The organism is Mojavia sp. (assembly GCF_059505145.1).
Genome location: NZ_JCACKA010000103.1, coordinates 14,221 through 36,697, shown reverse-complemented (window position 1 = coordinate 36,697; position 22,477 = coordinate 14,221). Strand labels below are relative to the sequence as shown.

Annotated in this window: 23 protein-coding genes; 12 read left to right on the top strand and 11 right to left on the bottom strand. The window is 40.6% G+C overall.

The window, feature by feature from the left end:
- Window positions 1-486: tyrosine-type recombinase/integrase (locus tag AC5JL8_RS28825; protein ID WP_495883109.1), on the top strand; the 486-nt coding region annotated here is incomplete at its 5' end.
- 119 nt (window positions 487-605) lie between these two features.
- Window positions 606-1,364 carry a DUF3427 domain-containing protein gene (locus AC5JL8_RS28820; protein ID WP_495883108.1) on the top strand — a complete coding sequence of 253 codons (759 nt, stop codon included), beginning with the start codon at window positions 606-608 and terminating at the stop codon, window positions 1,362-1,364.
- Window positions 1,365-1,526: 162 nt separating this feature from the next.
- On the opposite strand, the gene AC5JL8_RS28815 is transcribed toward AC5JL8_RS28820, so the two are convergent.
- Window positions 1,527-2,498 (bottom strand): hypothetical protein, encoded by a 972-nt coding sequence (locus AC5JL8_RS28815; protein ID WP_495883107.1) that lies wholly within the window; start codon window positions 2,496-2,498, stop codon window positions 1,527-1,529.
- A 489-nt stretch (window positions 2,499-2,987) separates the two neighbouring features.
- Window positions 2,988-3,476, bottom strand: coding sequence for a hypothetical protein (locus tag AC5JL8_RS28810; protein WP_495883106.1), 489 nt, complete (start codon window positions 3,474-3,476; stop codon window positions 2,988-2,990).
- Between the two features lie 2 nt (window positions 3,477-3,478).
- Here AC5JL8_RS28810 and AC5JL8_RS28805 point away from each other — a divergent pair, with 2 nt between their 5' ends.
- From AC5JL8_RS28805 to AC5JL8_RS28785, 5 genes are all read left to right on the top strand, one after another.
- A complete protein-coding gene (locus AC5JL8_RS28805) occupies window positions 3,479-3,688 on the top strand; it encodes a hypothetical protein (protein WP_495883105.1) in 210 nt (69 codons plus the stop codon).
- Between the two features lie 334 nt (window positions 3,689-4,022).
- Window positions 4,023-4,313 carry a hypothetical protein gene (locus AC5JL8_RS28800; RefSeq protein WP_495883104.1) on the top strand — a complete coding sequence of 97 codons (291 nt, stop codon included), beginning with the start codon at window positions 4,023-4,025 and terminating at the stop codon, window positions 4,311-4,313.
- Complete coding sequence (locus AC5JL8_RS28795; protein WP_495883103.1) at window positions 4,313-4,744, top strand: type II toxin-antitoxin system VapC family toxin; 432 nt, start codon at window positions 4,313-4,315, stop codon at window positions 4,742-4,744. The genes AC5JL8_RS28800 and AC5JL8_RS28795 overlap by 1 nt, the downstream gene beginning before the upstream one ends.
- A 186-nt stretch (window positions 4,745-4,930) precedes the next feature.
- Window positions 4,931-5,533 (top strand): ParA family protein, encoded by a 603-nt coding sequence (locus AC5JL8_RS28790; protein ID WP_495883102.1) that lies wholly within the window; start codon window positions 4,931-4,933, stop codon window positions 5,531-5,533.
- Window positions 5,479-6,462: a hypothetical protein gene (locus AC5JL8_RS28785; RefSeq protein ID WP_495883101.1), complete on the top strand. Its 984-nt coding sequence runs from the start codon at window positions 5,479-5,481 to the stop codon at window positions 6,460-6,462. Before AC5JL8_RS28790 ends, AC5JL8_RS28785 begins: the two co-directional genes overlap by 55 nt.
- Before the next feature lie 38 nt (window positions 6,463-6,500).
- Here the strand turns inward: AC5JL8_RS28785 and AC5JL8_RS28780 are convergent, their stop codons facing one another.
- The 3 genes from AC5JL8_RS28780 to AC5JL8_RS28770 all read right to left on the bottom strand — a co-directional run bounded on the left by AC5JL8_RS28780 (window position 6,501) and on the right by AC5JL8_RS28770 (window position 10,461).
- A complete protein-coding gene (locus AC5JL8_RS28780; RefSeq protein WP_495883100.1) occupies window positions 6,501-7,697 on the bottom strand; it encodes a PDDEXK family nuclease in 1,197 nt (398 codons plus the stop codon).
- Between the two features lie 35 nt (window positions 7,698-7,732).
- Entirely contained in the window at window positions 7,733-8,854 is a 1,122-nt protein-coding gene (locus tag AC5JL8_RS28775; protein WP_495883099.1) for a PspA/IM30 family protein, read from the bottom strand.
- A gap of 284 nt (window positions 8,855-9,138) precedes the next feature.
- On the bottom strand, window positions 9,139-10,461 hold the full coding sequence (locus AC5JL8_RS28770) for a GIY-YIG nuclease family protein (RefSeq protein WP_495883098.1): 1,323 nt from the start codon (window positions 10,459-10,461) through the stop codon (window positions 9,139-9,141).
- Between the two features lie 78 nt (window positions 10,462-10,539).
- On the opposite strand from AC5JL8_RS28770, the gene AC5JL8_RS28765 reads away from it, so the two are divergent.
- Complete coding sequence (locus AC5JL8_RS28765) at window positions 10,540-11,385, top strand: GIY-YIG nuclease family protein (RefSeq protein WP_495883097.1); 846 nt, start codon at window positions 10,540-10,542, stop codon at window positions 11,383-11,385.
- A gap of 160 nt (window positions 11,386-11,545) precedes the next feature.
- Here AC5JL8_RS28765 and AC5JL8_RS28760 read toward each other — a convergent pair whose 3' ends face one another.
- The 4 genes from AC5JL8_RS28760 to AC5JL8_RS28745 all read right to left on the bottom strand — a co-directional run bounded on the left by AC5JL8_RS28760 (window position 11,546) and on the right by AC5JL8_RS28745 (window position 14,168).
- Window positions 11,546-12,220 (bottom strand): hypothetical protein, encoded by a 675-nt coding sequence (locus AC5JL8_RS28760; protein WP_495883096.1) that lies wholly within the window; start codon window positions 12,218-12,220, stop codon window positions 11,546-11,548.
- A gap of 89 nt (window positions 12,221-12,309) precedes the next feature.
- Window positions 12,310-13,059, bottom strand: coding sequence for a heterocyst master regulator PatR (patR, locus tag AC5JL8_RS28755; protein WP_495883095.1), 750 nt, complete (start codon window positions 13,057-13,059; stop codon window positions 12,310-12,312).
- Between the two features lie 503 nt (window positions 13,060-13,562).
- Window positions 13,563-13,829 carry a hypothetical protein gene (locus AC5JL8_RS28750; RefSeq protein ID WP_495883094.1) on the bottom strand — a complete coding sequence of 89 codons (267 nt, stop codon included), beginning with the start codon at window positions 13,827-13,829 and terminating at the stop codon, window positions 13,563-13,565.
- A 195-nt stretch (window positions 13,830-14,024) separates the two neighbouring features.
- On the bottom strand, window positions 14,025-14,168 hold the full coding sequence (locus tag AC5JL8_RS28745; RefSeq protein ID WP_495883093.1) for a hypothetical protein: 144 nt from the start codon (window positions 14,166-14,168) through the stop codon (window positions 14,025-14,027).
- A 68-nt stretch (window positions 14,169-14,236) separates the two neighbouring features.
- Here AC5JL8_RS28745 and mobV point away from each other — a divergent pair, with 68 nt between their 5' ends.
- Both mobV and AC5JL8_RS28735 read left to right on the top strand, forming a co-directional pair.
- Window positions 14,237-16,033, top strand: a complete 1,797-nt coding sequence (mobV, locus tag AC5JL8_RS28740; RefSeq protein WP_495883092.1) for a MobV family relaxase — start codon at window positions 14,237-14,239, stop codon at window positions 16,031-16,033.
- Between the two features lie 398 nt (window positions 16,034-16,431).
- Entirely contained in the window at window positions 16,432-17,052 is a 621-nt protein-coding gene (locus AC5JL8_RS28735) for a pentapeptide repeat-containing protein (RefSeq protein WP_495883091.1), read from the top strand.
- A 754-nt stretch (window positions 17,053-17,806) separates the two neighbouring features.
- On the opposite strand, the gene AC5JL8_RS28730 is transcribed toward AC5JL8_RS28735, so the two are convergent.
- On the bottom strand, window positions 17,807-18,001 hold the full coding sequence (locus tag AC5JL8_RS28730) for a hypothetical protein (protein WP_495883090.1): 195 nt from the start codon (window positions 17,999-18,001) through the stop codon (window positions 17,807-17,809).
- A 163-nt stretch (window positions 18,002-18,164) separates the two neighbouring features.
- Between AC5JL8_RS28730 and AC5JL8_RS28725 the strand changes: the two genes are divergently transcribed.
- Both AC5JL8_RS28725 and AC5JL8_RS28720 read left to right on the top strand, forming a co-directional pair.
- Complete coding sequence (locus AC5JL8_RS28725) at window positions 18,165-18,536, top strand: DUF4440 domain-containing protein (protein ID WP_495883089.1); 372 nt, start codon at window positions 18,165-18,167, stop codon at window positions 18,534-18,536.
- Window positions 18,537-19,034: 498 nt separating this feature from the next.
- A complete protein-coding gene (locus tag AC5JL8_RS28720) occupies window positions 19,035-19,457 on the top strand; it encodes a GFA family protein (RefSeq protein WP_495883088.1) in 423 nt (140 codons plus the stop codon).
- A 289-nt stretch (window positions 19,458-19,746) separates the two neighbouring features.
- Here the strand turns inward: AC5JL8_RS28720 and AC5JL8_RS28715 are convergent, their stop codons facing one another.
- On the bottom strand, window positions 19,747-22,290 hold the full coding sequence (locus AC5JL8_RS28715) for a virulence-associated E family protein (RefSeq protein WP_495883087.1): 2,544 nt from the start codon (window positions 22,288-22,290) through the stop codon (window positions 19,747-19,749).
- Window positions 22,291-22,477: the final 187 nt, after the last annotated feature.

Below are 22,477 nucleotides of genomic sequence, written 5' to 3'. Positions count from 1 at the left end.
CGGTTACTTTGGGATAATGGCTTGCGTCGCAATGAGATTGTTAATTTAAATGTGCGTGACTTTAACGCCAAAGAAAAAACGCTCTCTATCCTGGGTAAAGGTAAGGGTAGCCAGAAGGAAGTTCTTGACCTATCAGACAAAACTGCATCTGCGATCGCCGATTGGATTAAAGCTTCTAAGAAAAAACGAGGTAATGACCCGCTGTTTACGGTGTTGGCTTACCACAAGAATGGAGCAAGATTAACTGGGGAAGCAATCAGGCGACTGGTGGATGGGCTATGTAAGCAAGCGGGAATTACTAAGAAGATGTCACCCCATCGTGTCCGCCACAGTGCGATTACTACAGTATTGGATCTGAATAATGGCAACTACCGTGCTACTCAGCGATTCAGCAGACACGCCCAGGTGCAGACGGTGTTGAAATATGATGATAACCGCCAGCGTTTGCAAAAGCAGATGAGTGACTCGATATCAGAATTGGTTTAGGAAATAGGGTGAAGTTTGACTGCATCCAGAAAAGCAATTTTTAAAGTTAAAGCAAATAGCTAGTAGGGAAGACTAAGTAAAGCATTTTAAAGTAATTTCTCTACTTCCAGTAGTAAAATATGAGCTATAAATTTGTCTGTGGTAAAAGCTATACAAGAAAAGATATATTTCGTATTATTGGGCTTCTAGAAGAACCAAAAGGTGGTAATTGGTACACAGGCTATACACGACATGAAAGAGATTATTTTATTTTTTGTAATATAGGTATTCCTGGTAGAACAGGCCATGACTATAATAATCACTTTATAGGAGATAATTTAATCTGGTTTGCTAAAAGTGATACTAAAATATACCAGCCTGAAATTCAAAATTTAATTAACCCAAAAGTCAAAAAATATATATTTATAAGGTCAAGTAATACTGAACCTTTCACATATGTAGGTTTAGGACAAGCGAAATCTTTTGAAGAAACTTCACCCTTTAAAATTATCTGGAAGTTTATTGATGAAGATGAAGTTAATCCAATTAGGTTTCCAGAGGAAGTAACAGAAACACAGACATATATTGAAGGCTCAACTAAGCAGATTACAGTCAACGTTTATGAACGTAATCCCGATGCCCGACAAAAATGTATAAAACACTATGGTGTAATATGTCATGTTTGTGAATTTAGTTTCGAGAGGGTATACGGAGTCATTGGTGAAGATTATATCCACGTTCATCATTTAAAGCCATTATCAGAAATTGGTAAAGAGTATGAGCTTGATCCAATAAAAGATTTACGTCCAGTATGTGCCAATTGTCACGCAATGCTTCACAGAAAAAGACCAGCTTATACTATTGATGAACTCAAATCTATTATTCGGAATAATGCCTAACTACACCAATTATAGTTGGTATACAAGTTTGGTTATCACAACGAAATCTTGGTACAAATATTGAAGTGTCCAATGCTTATCTTGAATTTTGATTGGGGGGATTTATAAAATTACCGTGTCTATATGTTCTGTTCGTTGTAGTACTGGTTTTTACTCGTGCTGTTAGTTTGGCATTTGCGAGTCGGTAACATCGGAAATAAGCTTTATATCTGGTTGATAGTGCTTGCAGTTCCTAGCTACGTGTGGGTTACACGTCTTTTTACGGACTTTGCAATATATTGGAGTGTCTATGGTATCCTTAGCGTTAATTGCATAATGATGGCAGAAGAAACAGTTTTCTTTGAGCTGCAACTTTGCTAAGTGTCTGAGTAGAGCATCATTTCTCTTATTTCTACTGTCGCTACTTTTTTTCACCTCTTCTCTTTTATTCATATTTTTTTTAGGTTTTATTTCTTCAATCTTGGGTTTCAAATTGTTTATTTGAATGCACTGCCCGTTGCAAAAGTTTTTTATCTGGTCTCTTTTAAAGTTGAAAAAAATTACTCTGTTACTTTCTGATAATATTCTTCTATCAAGAATATTCAAATCGCTTTCTTGACTTATAGCTAATTCAATAATCCTGTTTCCTGAATGAATTTTTCTTTGTGTAGATTTATGAGATACTGCTATCTCAATGTAAACTTTATCGCCCTTGTCACTTGTTAGTAGTAAGTCTGGGATGAAATAGTTATCTTTTTTTTCTAATTTAATATTTTTAAAATATTGTGTTAAATCAAACGTTTCTTTGCTGTTCATGACAGGGCAAATACTTTGAAATTGTTTTTGATATTGGCATTTTTTCTTAACTGCTATTTCTATCCAAAAAGGTAAAATTTCAGAGAGACAACTACTATAAATCTCGTAAAATCTAATTTTACCTAGCTTGTGTAAATAAGTCTCTTGGGAACATTGAATTTCAATATCAGCTTTGTGGCGAAAGTGCTTTTTTCTCTTCTCTCCCAAGACAGGAATGAGGATATTGCCACATGATAAACACTTGTATGTTTCGCTTCGCACTTCAATATTTGCTATCAATTCCACAGCATTTACTGTTCTACCTTTTGAGTTAATAGCGTACTGATATTTGATATCCATAAAGGCATTACATAATTTATAATCGCTCGGTCGGAGTTTTATTCACCATTTCTATCAAATTTATTAAAACACCAAACCTGTTATCATGCTTCTTAATTGATTTGGAGCAGATGTCCCAAACAAATATTAATAACCTGTTATCCGTAGAAGCAAAACAACTGACTTAGCACTTAAATTATATAAAAATATAGTCCATAAATTTTTTATAACCATCATTAAGGTAATTACTGATAAAATCCTCAGAAATACCTGTGCGTGGCTGGGTATTGAGGGTGTTAGTACCCACAGTTTCAGGAGGACGGTTTTAACCAGGATGAGCGATGCAGGGATACCGTTGCATCATATCCAGGAGATATCGTAACATCGAACTTTGGCAGCTAGGGAGCGTTATTTAGGTGTCATCAAAAAGCAGAACGCTATCTCTGCTTTGGATTTTTGAACAATACCTTAGCGCAATTGTTTAAAATAACAAATTTTTAATTAAATTACTTAAAAATAAATTTCAATTATGCTAATAGTTCCTAGCATTATTACAGCAAGGGCTAATAAAGTAATAGCAGAGTTTAGATATATGCTTTTTGTTTTTCCCATTTCCTCTAACTCCTCTACTAATTCTGCCCATGTATTTATCAAAAATGCTTTTACTCTTGGGTTTTCTTCATTGTAATATTTGTCTGTCATTAGCTTTTTAGGTTTGACAGCATTACCAGTACCTTTTGCTAGTAAACCACTGGCGTTTGTGCAAACTGATAATACAGTTAGAGCTATAAAAGTAGTTTTTAATGTCTGTTCGCTCGGAAGTTCACTTGGCGCATCTAATCCAAATTTTAATAATACACCTCCAAACCCTAGAAACATTCCCATTCGGGAATCTAGAGTGTCTAGAATTTTTACTTTTGCTTCTAATACAATTTTTGTGTATTCGTAAGCTAAATTTAGGTTTGCGTTAGAATTGGTTTCGTTGTTTTTTATATCCATATATGTCTCAAAGAAGGCATGAATCCGCGTCTCAAAATCAACCAGTTGAAGCATCTGCTTCTTCAACTCCTCCACCCCTTCCTGAAGTGGTTAGTATGAATGTTTTGCCTGTTAATCAAACTCCGCCTGAAGCTTCGGGTGAAGGTACTACTTGGAGATTTTCTGAATCAGCTTCTAACCAAGTTCAATTTGTTCAGAATTCTGACGATTAATATTTTCTATGGCGGCGCACGCCAAACCACAGTTCTATTCATGCTGTTCTATTTCAATGCTTTTGGTGCTTTCCTCGTTCAGTTTATAAAACATGAACAAAGTGCATAAAGCATTCTATTAGCAATGAATACATTGGTTAGAATCATGGTTAGTATACACCTGATTTAAATACCTGAATATTCAGGTATTTAAATACGTGGGTACCCAGATATTTGTACATCCAATTAGCCGTGTACCTCCTTTGCGATAATATGCTTTGATTTTAGTGACGGAAGAAACAGCATAATTAAGGTATTTCTGAAAAATGTTGAGTTTGAGTTACTGGATGTAAATATGGAAACGATGAAGTTGCGATCTCATATTGGGGCAGATGGTATCTTGCAAATCCAGACACCCACTCATTTAAAAGATACGAATGTTGAGGTAGTAGTGGTTATACAGCCGTTACCTAACGCAGAAGTTGCAAAATCATCCGAACCGGAACCACAATATAACGCTTGGGGAAAGCCTACAACAAAAAAATCTATAAATGATGCAATTGTCAGAATGCAAGAACTGCGGCGACAAGTAGCGTTAGATAAAACTTCGATCCGTTCCATGATTGAAGAGGGGCGAAGATTTTAATGCAATTTGTTTTGGATTGTTCTGTAGCAATTAGCTGGTGCTTGGTGGATGAAAATAACGATTACGCTAATGGCATACTGGCAATGATGCCGGATGCAGAAGCATTTGTACCAGGAATTTGGTCACTAGAAATTGCTAATGTCCTACTGGTAGCTCTTCGGCGTAACCGCATGACTACTGAACAATCCGAGGAAGCTATTGTTTTGTTAAAGTCACTATTAATCCAGGTTGATACGGCTACAGATGCAAACGCATTGGGTGCAACACTGGTGCTAGGGCGACAGGAAGGTTTAGCAGCTTATGACGCAGCTTACTTAGAATTGGCATTGCGGCTGGGATTGCCCTTAGCAACGATTGATACTAGGTTAGCGGAAGCGGCTACAAGGTGTGGGGTGGATTTGGTCGTTGTTGATGAGGAAACGTCTTCTTAAGGGTAGGCTCCACAAGTAAGGAAGTATCTACGAAACATAAGCTTGACAGTGTATGAACACTGAACTTGAGAAGTAAATTCTTGTTGTAGGATACTTGAATATCTGGATACCCAAACATTCATACATCCGCATTTAATGTATACCCTCTTAGCGATATGATTTTTCCATCTTTTACAAGGGGAGATTATGCCGATCATCTCTCTTAGCTCATTTAAGGGCGGAGTGTCAAAAACAACTTCAGCTATCTGCCTTGCCTCACTGTTTTGTGATGATGGGGCAACCTTAGTTATTGATGCCGATCTGAACCGTTCAGCAACCACTTGGGCAAGACCAGGAGGACTACCGTTTCAGGTTTGTGGAGAAAAGGAAGCGGCCAAGCTGATGCGTTCTCATCCATTCGAGTACATCATTTTTGACACGCCAGCCCGTCCTAATGATGCGGAAGTGGAAGATTTAGCAAGGGGTTGTGATTTGCTCATTGTCCCAACTCCACCTGACATATTGAGTATGGATGCAATGGCACTAATGGCAAAATCCTTGCCACAAGGTACAAACTGGAAAGTTCTGCTGACAATGGTTCCTCCACCGCCGCAAAAGGATGGACAAGAGGCGATGTCCGCATTAAAACTACAGAATTATCCAGTTTTTAGTCGCGGAATTCGGTTTTACAAAGCTTATAAGGATGCGGTGGCTAGTGGAGTTCCTATTTATAAAGTTCGTGGGGGAAAGTTAGCATGGCGGGATTGGACAGCAATAAAAAACGAAGTAATTCAGGCAGTAAAAGGGTAAGCCGATTTAGCGAAGTTTTAGGTGCAGCACAAGAAAGTACCCAAACATTTGGATACCCGGAAATTCAGCCATCCCCAGAGCCAGATACTCAACCAGTTGATGATTCATCAAGCCAACAATCCGCATCGATAAATACCCAGGAATCTGAACAGCTAAAAACCCAGCCATCCCCAGAGCCAGATACTCAGCCACCTGGATACCCAGACATTCAACAACCCGAAAACCCAGATACTCAACCAGTTGATGATTCATCAAGTCAACAATCCACTTCTACTAAAACCCAAAAATCTAAACAGTCAAAAACCCAGCCATCCGAAAAACCAGATATTCAGCCACCTGGATACCCAGACATTCAACAACCCGAAAACCCAGATACTCAACCAGTTGATGATTCATCAAGTCAACAATCCACTTCTACTAAAACCCAAAAATCTAAACAGTCAAAAACCCAGCCATCCGAAAAACCAGATATTCAGCCACCTGGATACCCAGACATTCAACAACCCGAACACACAGATACTCAACCATCTAAAGATTTATCATCCCAAAAATCCGCTTCTACTAAAACCCAGAAATCTAAACAGTCAAAAACCCAGCCATCCATAAAACCAGATACTCAGCCACCTGGATACCCAGACATTCAGCAACCCGAAAAATCAACTACCCAGACAGCTAGTAAGTTAAAGGATAAAGATAAATTAGCCAAGCGTGAGAATCCCGACTACACACAAACTACCTTTCGCATTCCTAAAAAGCTGAGTAGGCAGATTAACCGTGTGTTGATGGATTTAGCTGATGAGGGGGTAGAAGTAGATCGCAGTGACTTACTAGAGGAATTAGCCAATGCTTTTATCCGACTAGCTGATGAAGTTGGTGTAGTAGAAGCACTAGAACAAATCAAAAATCTGGGTACCCAGATGGATGAGTAGACAACTGATGCGATCTCCGCTTTGTCACCCTTGAAAAACTATTTAAACCTGTAGTTCCACGTTTTTATAGCTAAATCAATATACCAACCTAAATTCTCTGGAGTTTTACTTTTATATGAATTCCACCATGTAAAAGTTTCCTCATCAATTGGTGGTTTAATACCTTTCAAAAGATATATCAACAACTGAAACGTATTTTGTGATCCTAAAGAAGCTTGAAATAGGTATTGGTTAGCTTTAGTCCATAATGTCATACCATGCCTATTAAATGAGAGTCCGATATTATTATTAGGGTGATTTTTTAGTTCAATAGTAGTTTTAGTACATACTAACCATTCAACAATGGATTTTTCTGAGAAAGGATTGTTATCTTTAGCTAAGATAAAACCAAATCGTGCTACAGGTATTTTTATATTTGTTTTAACATGAGTAGGCAACCACAAAAACAATATAACGCCTTTGCTAGTATTAGTTATTTCTGCTAGTTTTTTATGATTCTCTCCCTCACCAGTTGCATATAATACCTTTCTATAGGTTGAGCTAACCATCTCTTTCACTTTTGGTTGAGCCATTAAAGTCGAGCGCAAAGCTAGAAAATCCTGGCGATACTCTAGAGGTAAGTTACTTGTGAAATTGATAATAAAAATTGATAAATTTCTTTGGGATAAATCAGAACTTGTTTGGCTCTCAGGTAAACCTAAGATAGGGTAAGGAATGTCATAAGTTTTACTACATATTTGAAATTGGGCTGAGTTCTCATGTATTTTGATAGTGAACTCATAAAAGCTAAGATCATCTTCAAATTTTGAGGCTTCTTTATCTGTATAGTTATCTTCATGAAAAGCAGGTGCTACCGCTATTAACTTTACTGGTAAAGAGTAATCTATAATATCTGAAAATGGTTGCTCTTGCAAAATCGCTTTTCTATAACGAGTTAACTGAGAGACTAACCCTCTATCTTCTTCATTCTTTAACTCAATTATTACTGGCTGTTTGTCTGATTTGTTAAAACATAACAAATCACATCGCTGCATTTTAATGTTATGCTGACGCTTGACTAAAGCTAAGTCAGGAAAGATTTTTTGGAAATTATCTTCAAGATAATCTTCTAAATGCAATTCTGACTGAAAGTTGATTTTACTCCCTACATATATTAAATGAGGATTAACTTTTTCTAATTCATCATTAAGCCGTTTAGAGGATACTGTTAAATTTTTGGCTTTTAGGTAGGGCATAAACGTTTATCTTAATAGCATTGTTTTTTTTAAATCTATAATTCATCTAGTTTTTTTCGTAGTGCTTCTAAGTCTTCATCAACTACTTGGTTAGCTGTGTAGTTAGATGGTATGACAGGAGATTTTAAATTTATCTGTGCTTTTAAAGCAGCCAATTCCTCATCTACTTCACTACTAGATTCTATTGCTGCAAATTGGCTTTCTAGGTCTGCACCTGCTAACTCTACCAACGATTGACTCTGGGATTCTTGCATGAAAACTTTTGCTTCCATCCTTTCAAATGCTGCCATTGCACTACTGGTGTTCATGCTACAACCCACGTTTTGAAGTCGCTCCTGAGTTTTAGCAGCTATAATTTGGGATTTAATCTGAACTTTAAACGCTCTAGCTTCAGAAACTTTGCTTTCAAAGGCTGCTAGTTTACTTTTGAGAACATCTACTAAGGCAGTTTGTTCATCTAGATTGGCTTTAAGAGTATTAGCTTTTTCGGTAAAAATCTTTTTTTGCTTGAGTGCTTCTCGCGCCAGATCATCATGACCATTTTGCAAAGCCAGTTGTGTACGTCTTTGCCACTTACTCACTTCTGATTGAGCTTGTTCATACTGTTGCAGCGTTTGTTTTTGAGTAACCATAATTGAGATTACAGCTCGACGTAACTTTAACAACTCTTGCTGCATATCCTCAATAGCCAGGTCTAGTAGTTTTTCTGGGTCAACTCCTCGTTGAAGTAGCCGATTTAAGCCAGCTATCCCAAGCCCAACTACAGAGCCAGCAGCGACCATAGGAGCCATACCAACAGCAAAGGCAGTTCCCCCCGTGGCAACTCCCACACCACCAATGGCAGCAGAAATACCACCCCCAACAGACGCTCCAATTGCTGCTGCACCAACAGATGAAGTATCCCCAAGTGTGATTAGTCTTATAGCTTCATACAAGGCAAGACCAGTTAAAGCACCTGTAGCAGTCAAAGGAACAGCACCAACGCTCAAGCCAGTACCTTTTGCAAGTATCCCTATTTTGCCAAGGGATGCACCTGCTACGCCTCCTAGTACCGCTAATGCTACAGCGTCTTCATAGTTATCTGTGCTGATTTCGCCCTTAGAATAGTTAAGTTCTGCCTTGACGAGTCGCTTAATTCGACTAAACAGTTGTCCCATAGCACTGTATTTCCTTCCACTGGTTGTGCATTTGGAAAGTAGTCTGCACCGTCTCAGCTTAAACTAAGTAAATTTTTTCTACTTCGTAGGAATCAATGAAAACTTCCTTACTCTTCTTAAAATTTGTATAAAGTAAAGCTTTTGATTTTAAAGTTGAGTTAGATTACCAACATTTTTTTTAAGCCATAAGTCATTTTAAGAAACAGAATCTTTAAACAATAGTTTTAAATACATTAATGCTACAATACGACTGAGCAGTTTACATCTCTAATCTATTACTGAAATCAGGTTTTTAATAACGAGCTTAATGAATTGCTTTGTAACCATGCACATAGTTTTAAACTTGCAAGGTCATCTGGCTTAGGTTTATATTCACCTTTTTCAAGTTCTTCACGAACTTTGCCACTATAATTTAACTTTAACCACCTGACCAAATCTTCAAACATAACTAATGGAAACAGTATGCTTTGAACTTCAACATCGTCTTCAGTAAATAGAATAGTTTCAAATCTAAATCTATAGCCAGACCATCTGATAGTAGGTAATCTATCTACCGCTCTCTGCAAGTTCTCTATTACACAATTACGCTGAGGAACGGGATCTTTTTGTCCATAAATCATCCACCAGTAAACATTGTGCCTGACAAAATACTTCTCATTCGCATTAATACATACCTCTATTTCTACACCGTCCACATATAAGAACTGGCGGCTCATTTCTCTAGCTTCACCTTCAGGCATTGGCTCTAATTCTTCCCAAGGTTCTATTTCAACAACATTTTTATGTTTCCCCTTTTTCGGCTGACATTTATCAACAAGCTTTATAGGAATAGGGTCATCTTCTAGGGCATCTAAACATGAAACGACTTCCTTAAGCTCTGATGATGCAGTTTCTAGAAATACTTCTAGCTGCTCATGACTAAAAGCCATCAACTCTACGCCCGCTACAGTTTTATATGTAGTATTCATAAAGTGGACTAGACCTTGAAATGGAGTTAGGTCTATTCTTATCCCGTTGTAAATCGTTGACCAATAACCAAATTTCCCTAAAGATTTAGGGTCTGTATGGTACTCTTTCCACTTCAAATAGCTAGCTTTCTTGTTAATATTTTTTAATAAACTTCGTATGCTGCCTGATAGACCGCGTGTGCCATAGACGGGGTACACCAAGTATATTGTCGGGGTTTCTTCGTTAGCGATTGGATCAAAGCCCAATATCATAGTATTTAACTTTGCTAGCTGTTGCAGGCTTTGTTGTAGTGCGATCTCAGATGGAGTTATTTTACTAATTGGCGATACTACTTTCGTCCAATTCAAAGGCGGATTATATAAGTTTATTAACTTATTCTCCAGGTTTGAGAGAGCTTTTACATCCTGAGTGCAAACTATCCAGCTAATACTAAGACGGTCTTTTAGATTCAACCTTTTTAATTGCTTAAATCTATGATGATTTCTCCAACGCTCAACTAAGTTTACTGTTCTCCCAATATAAATAACCCGATTTTTGCTATCACATACAAAGTAAATAGCCGCACAATTAGGTAGTTGAGGTATTTCTAATAAATCAACTGATGGCAGTTCAGACAGTTTAATGTCTTCTAATAACATTTGTGAATCATGATATATTTAATTATGGTAGCAGCATGAATAAAAAAATCAGAAATAATTTTTACTGAAAATATTCAGATGACATTGATTAATCCTTTCAATTTACCATCAGTTTATTTATCAGAAACCAAAAACCTTCCTAATTGTACAGCCATTTATTTTGCAATAGATTCACAAAATAGAATCCTCTATGTAGGACAAGCAACTAATTTAGCATCTCGATGGAAAAATCATCATCGTCAATATCAGTTAGAAGAAATTGATAAAAATTATCCAGTGAGAATAGCTTGGCAAGCATGGAATGAGTCCGACTTAGGGGAAGCAGAAAAATACTTAATCAACAACTTTCAACCATTATTAAATGGGAGAAAAGTTGAATTACCTGCCGTTATTCCATCAGAAGTTATCCTGAGAGATTTTTTGAAAGTTTTCTCTAGACGTTTAATTATCATTGGGATTAAATATAAAAACAATACTGAATTAACCAACGTTTATTTAAAGTATGATTGGACAGATTGTTCACCAAAAGGGACAGCAGCAAGGATAAAAAGTTTTATTCGAGAAAACAAAGATAAAAATACAAGTCTAAAATTTAAATGGCATAAATATGGAAGAATGCGTGGCATAATTTTTCGCCCAGGGAGTAGAGAACAAAAAGTTAATGCTCGCCAAAATCGTTCGTACAATAATCATTGGCAAGTTGCTTGTAATGGAGTTATTCTCCATATCACACCAAGTAATAACTATAAAGAATTCAAGTCAAGTACAGATTCTAAAGAGCTTGCTGGTATTAAGCTGCGAACGCTCACTAAAGTTGCTTTATCTGAAATGAGTAGCAAATATCCTTATGAATACTCTGGGATATCCTGTTTAGAAAGCGATCCGATTCCATTACTTTGGGTTATTGGAAGTTCTACTCGTTGACGTGTATTGCGAAATCAAACGTACAAATGCCACTGGAGGCTGACTAACTTAGATACCCTCAACCCGAAATATTAAAGCGTTTTAAGTATCAATTTATCCTATTATGTTTCACTCACACATTTTATAAAACCCCGCCGCAGTGATCTGTGAGGTACAGCAACTAAGCAATAGAAGAGTTTGAGCCAAGCTTTTTCAAATCCTCAATCCGACAGCAACCCCGCAACCATTGCCGTCTTTGAGTATTATCTACAGGATGGTAATAAGCCCAAATACTTCCATCTGGTGCTGAATACAAAGATATAATCAAAACTTTTTGTATACCAAAGTTGCAGGTACTTACCTCAATCTTTTCTTTGACAGTAAAGGTCTGTCCTGAACTATTAGTTGCTGTCTCTAATTTTTTCGAGGCTGGTTTATTAGCTAATTGCGATTGCTCCAAATCTCTCTGTGATTGCCCAGATTCATCCGATTCACTTTCAACAAAAGCGGTTGATTCTGATAAATTAACTGGTGCTGTCTCTAGAGTTTGAGGTAAATCCAACTGTTCATTCTCTGCTTCTCTTATTTGAGGCACAGCGTCATCAGTCAGGACAGGGCTACTATTTGATTCTGAAACTTCAATGCTTTGGCTCTGGTTATTATTTACTTCTAACTCCGGCTCAACTGGCTTATTTCCCCTTGGTACGGCAGTTGATGCTGATTGGGATTGTGCAGAATTATTATCGTCTGTAGCAGTAGATTTTTGCTTGACGACACGCAAAATAGCTGGCGGGAGCTGCGCGGCTTCTTCTTGAGAGGGTGAACTATTGGCTTTCTGGGATTTACGTTTAGGCATAATAAATTCTTGGCAGCAATGCACTCTAGAACGTTGATTAAATCAGCAATGAACAAAGAGTAACTATACTTTTTCTGTTGAATTAACTTTCAGTAAGCGAGCGTAGTATCTTCAGTTGTGTTGGTTGATGTATCTGATGTTGATGATTGCTCACGAGGCTCTAATTTAATGCACTCCCCTGATTGAATTACTAAGCTAGTCCCAACACGCCGCACAGAAAAATTCCAGAATTTCTTAATCGAATTTGATGGTAAAAATCCGAGTAGTCTTAGTTGAAAATCTTTCGCTGGCTCAGATTCTCTTCGAGGTTTTCGGTGAATTTTGACTTCGACTATCCCTTGTTCTAAGTCTTGATATACAACTAATCCTTGTACAGAAAAGTTATCAGCTAGTAACTGCAATTCTGTTTTTACTGAGTCGGTATACTCTTTGGGGGTGCGAAGATTTGTCAAAGTCACCCGAAGTAGGGTCGGAGAATCTTTGAATGGTGTTCTGGGGTAAACAGTCCACAGGTATTCAAGTGATAAGTCAAGTTGAGATTGTTGAACTAGTATTGATGCTCTCTTAGCAAGGTTTGTCTCAAGCATTACACCGTCAGCAGTTATTAGTTGCCCTTGATAAATAAGATCACTACTAGGAATATATCTTCCCCAGAGCCGACCGATTGCGCGATATTCTAGTGGCTCTGTCGGCCTTATCTGTTGACTATTAACTAATAACTCCTGTGTATCGTTAGTAATGCTCATGCGGATAATCTTAAAACCTGTAACTTTTTGAACGCTATGAATGATTGTAAACGTAAGTAAATCTGTAATTCCAACTGTGAGTTCAGCAGTCATTCTGTGAATCTGGCATTAACTGAAATAGAAACTTGTCTGTCATACACAAAAGCCATACTAAAAACCTGTAACTCTGTAGATTTAGTGTTGTTTACCCGTGCCGTTTTTGTCTAATCCGATACTATTATCTCCGGCAGTCTAAAACATCAAAAACAGTGGTTTTTTAGCTGTTTGGCCGGACAATCAACGCAATTTTCATCAAACTCCATACTCTGTGGCAAAATCCCTAGCTGTTTTTGGCCGGACAAAAGTTACAAAATGACCCTTTTTGAACACTTTGGCCGGACACAGTTTTGGAAAAAAATCTTCTGTAACCCCTATCTAGTCTCAATTACAGCCACTTTTTTGAGGCATTTTTATTGTCAATAAGCTGGGGGATTATTGAGAATGCGTAATCCTGTAATGTTGCAAACGTACTTCAAAAATGACTCTGACTAGTTTCAACCTGCCAACCCAGCTTGAGCTTTCGGCAAGCTTTTAGCTCTCACCATCAAAGCAAGTGTCTACTTAAGTAAGTGCTTAAGCAAGGAAATCTGTATTTCTAAATGTGAGACAGAGTACATCACAGCAATTTCTAAAGTATTCTTGTCAGCACCCTGGCGCTTGAGGACATTTGGCCACCAGTACGTTCTTAAAGTGTTCAAAACAATTTTAGTCAGACCTCTGCCAGATATTTTCTTCTCATGCTCTCGTAAAAATTGCAGTAAGGAGCCATCGCTACTGTCATGACTGCGCTTAATCGAAAGCACTTCCAGATGCTGTTCACTCATAAACTATAACCCTATCGAATTAGTGTAGTTTCACAGTAAGAGATTGTGTTTATTAATACAAAAAATCTTTTAATGCCAAAACAGCCCCTTTTGACCCCAAAACACCCCTTTAATGTACCAAATGACAGTCAAACGACAGTCAAACCTTCTAAAAGCAGCGACAGTCAAACGACTGTCATTTGACCCCAAAATGCGTCAAAAAGTGGTGTTTTGGCGACCTACTTGTTGGGCTAAACTCCCCCAAAAGTGGATTTCGGGGTGAGTTATAGTTATAACCATACTCACTATGGTTTCATGCCCTACGGGTGGCTGCGCCATCTCTCGCTGCGCTCGTGACATGAAACCGTCGTTCGCCCGGAGGGGTTTTTTGGTACTACAAAGTACTGCACTTGTAGCATAAAACTTTTATGTCGCCACTAACAATTCTCAGAATTGAGAAACTAAAAACATTCGGCAACGTTGCCGGAAGTGATGACCATGTTACCAGGAATAGAGAAACACCCAACGCAGATCCAACTAAAGATAATAGACGGTTGATTGGGACAGAAGACTCACGCTCTTTAGAGGAGATAGTTAAGGAAAAAATCTCTACGCTACTGCATCGCCCTCGGCATGATGCGGTGTTATGCACCGAGATGTTTCTCTCGGCATCACCTGAATATTTCCGCCCCTTAAATCCATCTGTTTCTGGGCAGTGGTCTGATGAAAGAATGCAGCAATGGGCTTTAGCATCCCGTGACTGGCTATCTCAAAACTATGGGTCAAAGTGCGTCAGGGCAGAACTCCACCTAGATGAAAGTACCCCACACATTCACGCCTACATCGTGCCATTGAACGAGAAAACTGGGAGAGTCAGTCATGACGCGATGTTCGGCGGTAGAGGTGGACAGGGAAGAATTAAGTTATCCAAGTTGCAAGATAGCTATGCTGCTGCACTTGCTCCTTTGGGCATTGAACGAGGGGTAAAGGGCAGTAAGGCAACCCACACCAAAGTCAAAGAATATTACCAAGCGGTTAACAGTGAACCACTCACCGCAGTCATTACAAATAACCAATTAGCACCGACACCATTTGAATCAGCCAGGAATTACGTTGCCAGGATTCAGTCTGATGAACACTTTCAAGCGATTAACCACCAACTGGCTGACCGCGCTTTCATGCTTGAGCGATTGAGAAGTGCAGAGCAACGGGCTTTCTATAGCGAGAAGGAGCGACAACGGCTAGAAGAAATTGTGCGATCGCTGGAATTGAAAACCCAACAACTGCGGGACTTGGCCTTAGAGGATGTCGCCTGGGAGTTGGGGCTAAATTACGATTATGAGCGATGGAAGGGTCACGGACACATCATTAATATAGATGGGCCCAAATTCTACGACTTTGCCCCCGATCAACAAAAGGGTGGCGGTGGTGCGATTGACTTGGTGATGCACGTTAACAATTGCAATTTTCGGCAGGCGGTTGTCTGGTTACATGAGCGATTCGGGTCAGCTGGAGTAGAACGTGCAGCTCTAGCTCACGTTAAGAACAGGGCGGCTGACATTATCCAGACTGAACCACGTCCCCAATTCACCCCACCCGTTGAAGATAAAGCTAACTGGTCTGCCGTTGAACATTACCTCAATCAATTTCGGGGCATCCGCTCTGACTGTATTCAAATGCTGAAAAACCAGGGGCTAGTTTACGCTGATGACCAACAAAACGCTGTTTTTGTCATGCGGAATCTTGAGGGTCAACGTAACGGTGCATTCCTACGGGGAACTAGGGGAGAGAACAACAGCTTTAAGGGATACTCTAAAGGAACCAAACGCCGCTCTTGCTGGTTTTACTTCCACTTGGGGGGTAAAGCTAATGATTTTACCTCAACAGCGATTCTATGTAAGTCCCCCATCGATGCTATTTCAAGAGCCATGCTGGAATATCTTATCAGGGGCGATGTTCCACCCGAACGAACACTCTATATGGCTATTGATGACTTCAATTGCTTACCGCTTGAGCGATTGCTCCCCATCAATAATATAGTGGTGGCGTTTGGTAACGATAAAAGCTCTGATGCGGCAGCACAGCGTGTATTAGAACTAATGCCACAGTCCCAAATCAAAAAATCTCAGGCACATGATTGGAATCAGCAGCTACTTGATTATGGGCGACAGTTAAGGCAACAGCAGCAACAGCAACGCCAGCAGGATGATGAATTGAGTCTTTAAAAGCTGTTTTTGTAGTGTTCATGTAGTTTTTTAGTAGTCATTTTTGATGCCTGTTTTTTCAAATCCTTAGCTGGCAACTAACCGCGATAACAGTTTCACACAAAATAGCTATCTAGATTTTTGTATAAGTGGCATTTGGCAAGGATAAAACGGGAGAAGCTGCTGTATGGGCACTCATGGAACTACTGCCACAGTCCAACAGTCATTCAGGATCAAGTGCAAGGCGGCAGATTGGAATCAGCAGCTTTAAGTTAAGTTTTTCAATTAAGGCAAGGCTAGCTCAAGCGCAGGGTGCAAGGTGTGTGAACAGTGCGTTATAAGCTAAGTACAGTCACCGCGACAGCAAATACCACCAGATTCGCAGAATGGGGGTTAAGTTGGACAAATTATGGAAATTATTGTCGGGGGGTTGGATCATCTTTTGGCTGGGATGGACAGTAACTCAAATGAATGGGGGTAGGGAAACTCTTTGGTTGGGAATTACTCAAAAATGTACAAATTGTGACTTGAGCAGTGCCAACTTCAACGGTGCCTTTCTAACCAATGCTGATCTAAGCGGTAGCTCACTCCGTGGTGCTAACCTCAGCGGTGCCTTTCTAACCAATGCAAACCTCAGTCGTACTGACTTGAGCGATGCCAACCTCAGCGGTGCCGACCTGGCCTACCTCACGTTCTTCGGTAAAAGTGCAAATCTTAGCGGTGCAAACCTCAGCCGTACCAACTTGAGCGGTGCTAACCTTAGCGGTGTCAACCTCAGCCGTGCCCGACTCAACCATGCCCGACTCGGCGGTGCAAAACTGGACGCTAATTTAGACAGTGCCGACCTGCGAGGTGCCGACCTGCGAGGTGCCGACCTGCGAGGCGCTAACCTCAAGGGTGCCAACCTGAAGGATGCCAACCTGAGCGGTGCCGACCTGCGCGGTGCTAATTTCAAGGATAGCAACCTAAGCGGTGCCAACCTGACGGGTACTGACCTGACAGATACCTACATACAGGGAGCGATTGGACTTAAGAAATAACCTGCCAGTGCTGCCTTACTTCCTTGCACGGTATTGGCTTGAAATAAGATTTAAGCATAATAGACAGAAGTAAAAAAGCATAAAAAAGAATGACCAACTGCCCTACTGATTGGGTTAAATCGTCAGAGGATGTAGGGTGGTGATTGGAGGGGGCTTGAACCCACTATTAATGTTCAAATCCCAAAATTTTTGGGAATACTTAGTTGACGTTTTTACGTGCCATAAATATATACTTTACAACCCTGGATAAATTGCAATCTCAATAGAGTTGGCATTTCTCCAGGGTTTTTTATATGCAATAGGTTTATTAGCGCATAGTTTGTCCTTACCTCTGCACTAGAACGAAATCCCAATTTCTTGCCGGCTACAATTAATTCTCTGCTGATAAGTCGGTTCTTCAGGGGCGGGTATCTCAACTTTAATTTTGTCTCTTGTGAAATTGCTGTCCTGGACAAAAAAATTTTCAGGTTCGTCGTTATTGCTCATAGTTTGTAGCAGATAATTTTCACTGCACTTTCAAAGCATAACTAGACATACAACTGCAAATTCGGGTATTTCGCATTCTGCTTCTGTAGCATTAATGTAGTTTTATCGTAGTTATTTTTTGATTGTTCTTCCTTTCAAATCACTTTTTGGTTCAAAATAACTTTCCAAACTTTTTGGCGTACTGTGCGTCAGAAATTGATATTAATTTTTGGTGAAAGCATAATATTAGTGTCACATTTAGAAATGCGGAAATTCTTGCATTTTCCATTTAATTGCCATTGGTGTGCCATAGCCACGCCATTGCCGTGCCAAAGTTGAGCCAGTTTTTGTCCCAATTCTCAATAGTGATAATTAGTTGAGAAATGACATTTTGAAATTCCATTGATTTGCCATTCTGCTGCCATTGAATTGCCAAAATTGAGCCAAAATTAGACTTTCCATTTATTTGCCATAATTGCGCCATTATAGTTAGTTAATAGTTCGTATACGAAGTTTTTTCGTTCCCCTCGCTACCGCGCACCAAGAAAGCGGTGGCCAACCTGACTGCCTGATAATATCAAGAGCGAAAAAAAATGGAAATCTCACATCGCTGACGTGCTTTGATGCGACATTATGAGGAAACAAACATGGAACTGAAAGAAACATTAATGGCACTTGAGAAACAGTTTTGGCAGGCAAGCTCTGCTGCGAACGTGGACTTAATTCGGAGCTACCTTACAGATGATGCTCTGACAGTAGGAATGTTTGGAGTTTTGAATAAAGAAAGCACCATTGCCGCGAACGAGGGACAACCCCCATTTTCTTTTTGGCAAATTGATAATGAGCCTCAGATTTTACAATTGACACAAGATAGTGCTGTTGTCGTCTATAGAGCTACCGCACAACGTCAGGGGCGTGAGCAATTCACAGTGATGATCAGTAGCACTTATATTAATCGGGATGGATTATGGAAGCTAGCATTCCATCACCAAACACCACTCCAGTCCGTAAAGCATTAAGCATCTTGCTATCACCTGACGCTAATCTCTGTAAGCAACCTTCAAGCAACTTTCCTGGGGAACTCCAGTTTTACTAGATGAATGGTGAGGCTCAGAGGGCTAAAAATGGCTAATTATCTTGCTATTGAGATCAAACAGGCAATCGTAGAAGATTTCTCTTCTACTACTTCAATTCTAGTCAAGTGTGATGTGTCATGAACTTGCATATCTGCTGCAACATAACGACTAAGCAGCATTGGCTCAACACGAATGGCGCGATCAGGCTTTTTATCCGGCGGCAGGTGGGCGATCGCGCCCTTGTATGAGTCGAGAAGACTTTGAGGCTTGTATTACACCAAATAGCCCTTTCGTGTAATGCTGCATGAATAACGAGCCAAAATAATAAGCCAACTAGAAAATTTACGGACTTTAGAAGTATTTGATTTGCACTGATATTCAAAAATTTTCCGCATAATAAATAGTTGGGCGGCATAAAACAACAAGCGGCATAAAACAACAATGGGAGAGATCATGGCTAGGACTGGCGGTTGCTTCTGCGGACAGGTTCGGTACCAGATTAATTCACCGCTTAAGCCTGGACGCAGCTGCCACTGCTCTCGCTGTAGAAAGGCATTTAGCTCCGCCGGCTCTGCTTACGCTGAAGTTGAGCCTGGTTCATTCTCCTGGCTCAGTGGTGAAGAGAATCTCACCTTCTATGAGACGAAGCCTGGATGGGGTTTGTGCTTCTGTCGAATCTGTGGAACCACGCTGTGTGGTACAGCCGACGGCAAGGTGCATGGAGTGACCCTCGGAAGCGTCGATGGAGATCCAGGTGTTCAAATCGAGATGCACATTTTCGTTGGCTCCAAGGCAACGTGGGATCACATTGGCGGACACGCCCCTCAATTCTTGGAGTTTCCTCCCAAAGCGACATTGAACTAGCATACCGCTTAACATCCTCTCACGCTTTTGCTATACGTGGGTCTAGCTGTGCGCTTGGTTCAGCCACAACAACTATTCAAGCCTGATGAACTGTCCGCTTATGGCGGCTTTACTGAACAGTGGTCATTTCCTTAAAACATCGACCGCGCAACAGCGATAGGCAGCCGAAGCTCCCAAAAGTCTCTCTCTGCTTACCTTTCAAGTTGCAATTAAGAAATCGGCAACACCAGTGCCATTCCCCACTCGAAGAAAGAGCGAGCGCACTGCCAGAGAATTTCTGACACTCATATCAGGTATCGAATTGTGGCTTGAGTTGCTTAACAGCCCTGCGCGAGTCTTTTGACAACTGCTTCCAGACGGCAGCTTTAAATTCTTCAGTCCATTCTTCTGTCAGTTCAGCAATCAACTCCCAGGATTGATCGGCAACGCACTCTTTAATCAGTTCCACATTGCCCATAAGTTTCTCCTCATTTGATAATTCGGGAGCAGAACCAGAGGTGGAACAGGGGGTGGAACGGGAGGTGGAACACTCTTGGACTGCTTGTGGTGACGAGGTTTGAGGCTCATCTACAGTTTGTTCCACCCCAATTCCCTCTAAACTTTTTTCATTTGCTTCTATCGGTGTTGTTTCTGGCAGTGTTACTTCTGGTGCTGCAATTTGGGGCGGTATTGTTTGGGCAGTTTGATCATTGCTATCAAAATTTGGAAAAGTTTGGGGGGAATTGGTGGAACAGGTGGAACACTCTTGTTGTAAGTCAGGTATATTATGGGCTTCTTGCTGTTCCACCTCCCGTTCCACCTCCCGTTCCACCTTCTGTTCCACCTCTTGTTGGGGTCGAATCCAGGGACGAATTAAGCGACCGTTAACCCGTTTGCGATCTCCGCTTGTCCAGCCGTGAGAACGCAAGATGGCAGCGACACGGTTTTGTTCGGCTTTACTCTGCTTGGCTAACTCAATCTTGAGAACATCACTCAGTATTTCGCCCACAGATACTTCAAGGTGTAAGTCAGCCCAAGTCATGATCGCAGTTTCCCAAGGGTCAGTGCTTTGATATTGCTTATTGGCAGCATCTAACCATTTGTCTTCGGTGTCGGTCAGTCGCCATTGCTCACCATTACGGTAGGCAGCGACCGCCGCCGCCCAAATTAAATCCCTTTCTTCCTTGAGCAGGTCAATGGGTATTTTCTTGAATAAAACTTTGATCACCCAAAAGCGACGCTCACCTGTGGGGTCATAGAGAAATTCATCTAAATTGGTAGTGCCGACAAGAATTGATGGACGGGGGAAATCCTCAATATCTGTGCCATAAGGACGACGCATTGAGTCTTTCTTTCTCGACAAAAACGCCTTCAGTTGTGAGACATCCTTTTTCTTGTAGGCGTTCTCAAACTCGGCATATTCAAGAATCCAATATTGGCTAATTTTTAAAACCTCGTCTTTCTCTGTGCCGTTGAGGTCATCGGTGAAAAAATCCTCTCCGGCTAGAATTTCCCAGAATGTTGACTTGAGGGATTTCTGCTTACCTTGGAGGATGGTAATTTCATCATGTTTGCACCCTGGCTCAAATGCCCTAGCCACAGCTGCAATTAAAGTGCGTTTCATCAGTGCAGCGTGTAATGGGTCATGAGTGCCGAAGTAACGTTCGGCCAACTTATCCAACAAACTCACATCTACCTTGGGGTAACGCTGTGCTACTGATGACAAATACTCAATTACCGGGCTGTATGAGTTTGCTAGAGCTAGTTCTAAGACAACGCTTTTAGCTTGTTCCTTGCTGATATCAATATGAACATCAATCGCCACTTTTAAATCAATGCGGTCAAGTGGTAGCCGTCGCCCGTCTAACTCAACTTGCTTTTTGAGTGTATTCCAGCGTAGGCGAGCGCCCCAAACAGCACGGATAGCATTCAATTTTTGCTCCAGTTTACTTTCGGTGGGCCTATCCCGTTCGGCCTCCAGGGACAAGGTTTTATTGAGTGCATCAACTACAACTCGCCGCGACTCAATCGCTTGTAGGATGTCGTCAGCTGTTGCCCCATCTTGTACCCAGTCTTTAATATCCAATCCGCCATGTTTGGGTAAGTGTGTCCAGTAAAAATCATTGGGTGGGGCATACAACCACTTGGCATCTGGGAAGTCTTTGTTAATATCCTCCATGTGCTTTAGCCCTGGTTCGTCACGGTCGGGACAAAGAACTAGGTTAGCACCAACTAAAGAATCTTGGTAGTTACCATAAGCGCGATACTTGCCAGCACCGCCGATGGTGGTGGTGGCTGGTATGTCCATTGCCCAGAGAATATCGGCTATTTCCTCACCTTCGACCATAAATATAGGTCTACCAGCAGCGATCGCATGGAGGACTTCGGCATATCGATAAATGGTGATTTTCTCCTGGTGGGAGCGTTTTAATTCGGCGCTCAAGTCCTTGGCTTTAACCCAACGTGTACCATGACAATATTCCTGAAAGACATCCTTATCCTTAATCTTCCCAGGACGAATGACGATTACCTTGATTAAAGGATTGCCTGCCGTATCAGTGTAAACATACTCTTGCTTACCTTGGGGACGTGGCGATTTTTTGCGTGTAGCTGGTGCGTAGTAGGGCTTACCGTTGCGATCGCTCTTAGCTGTCCTCTCCCATCCACTAGCTGGTTCAGCCGAACGGTTGCAGACTGTTAATTCACCTATTGAGTAGCACCAGTCTGGTTTGCCGCAGTGAGGGCATGGGTTAGTTTTGGTAACTTCTGTTGGTTTGTCTGTAGTTGGGCGAGATGCTATCTCATACTGCCCAGTAAGTTCAATTGGTTGAAGTGCATCGTTGTTAGTAATCACAAATTTTCCCTCAATTAACTGGTTTTTCAGTATTTAGAGGGGATTAACGCGCTGCTACACCTGATATCTATGAGATTTACTGTTTTGCTTCTTTAGGCTTTTTTACACTATCAAAAAAATTGATAAATTTGAATCCCAAAAATTCCCAATGGAAATATAGAAATTTTCACAGCAACTCATATAATAT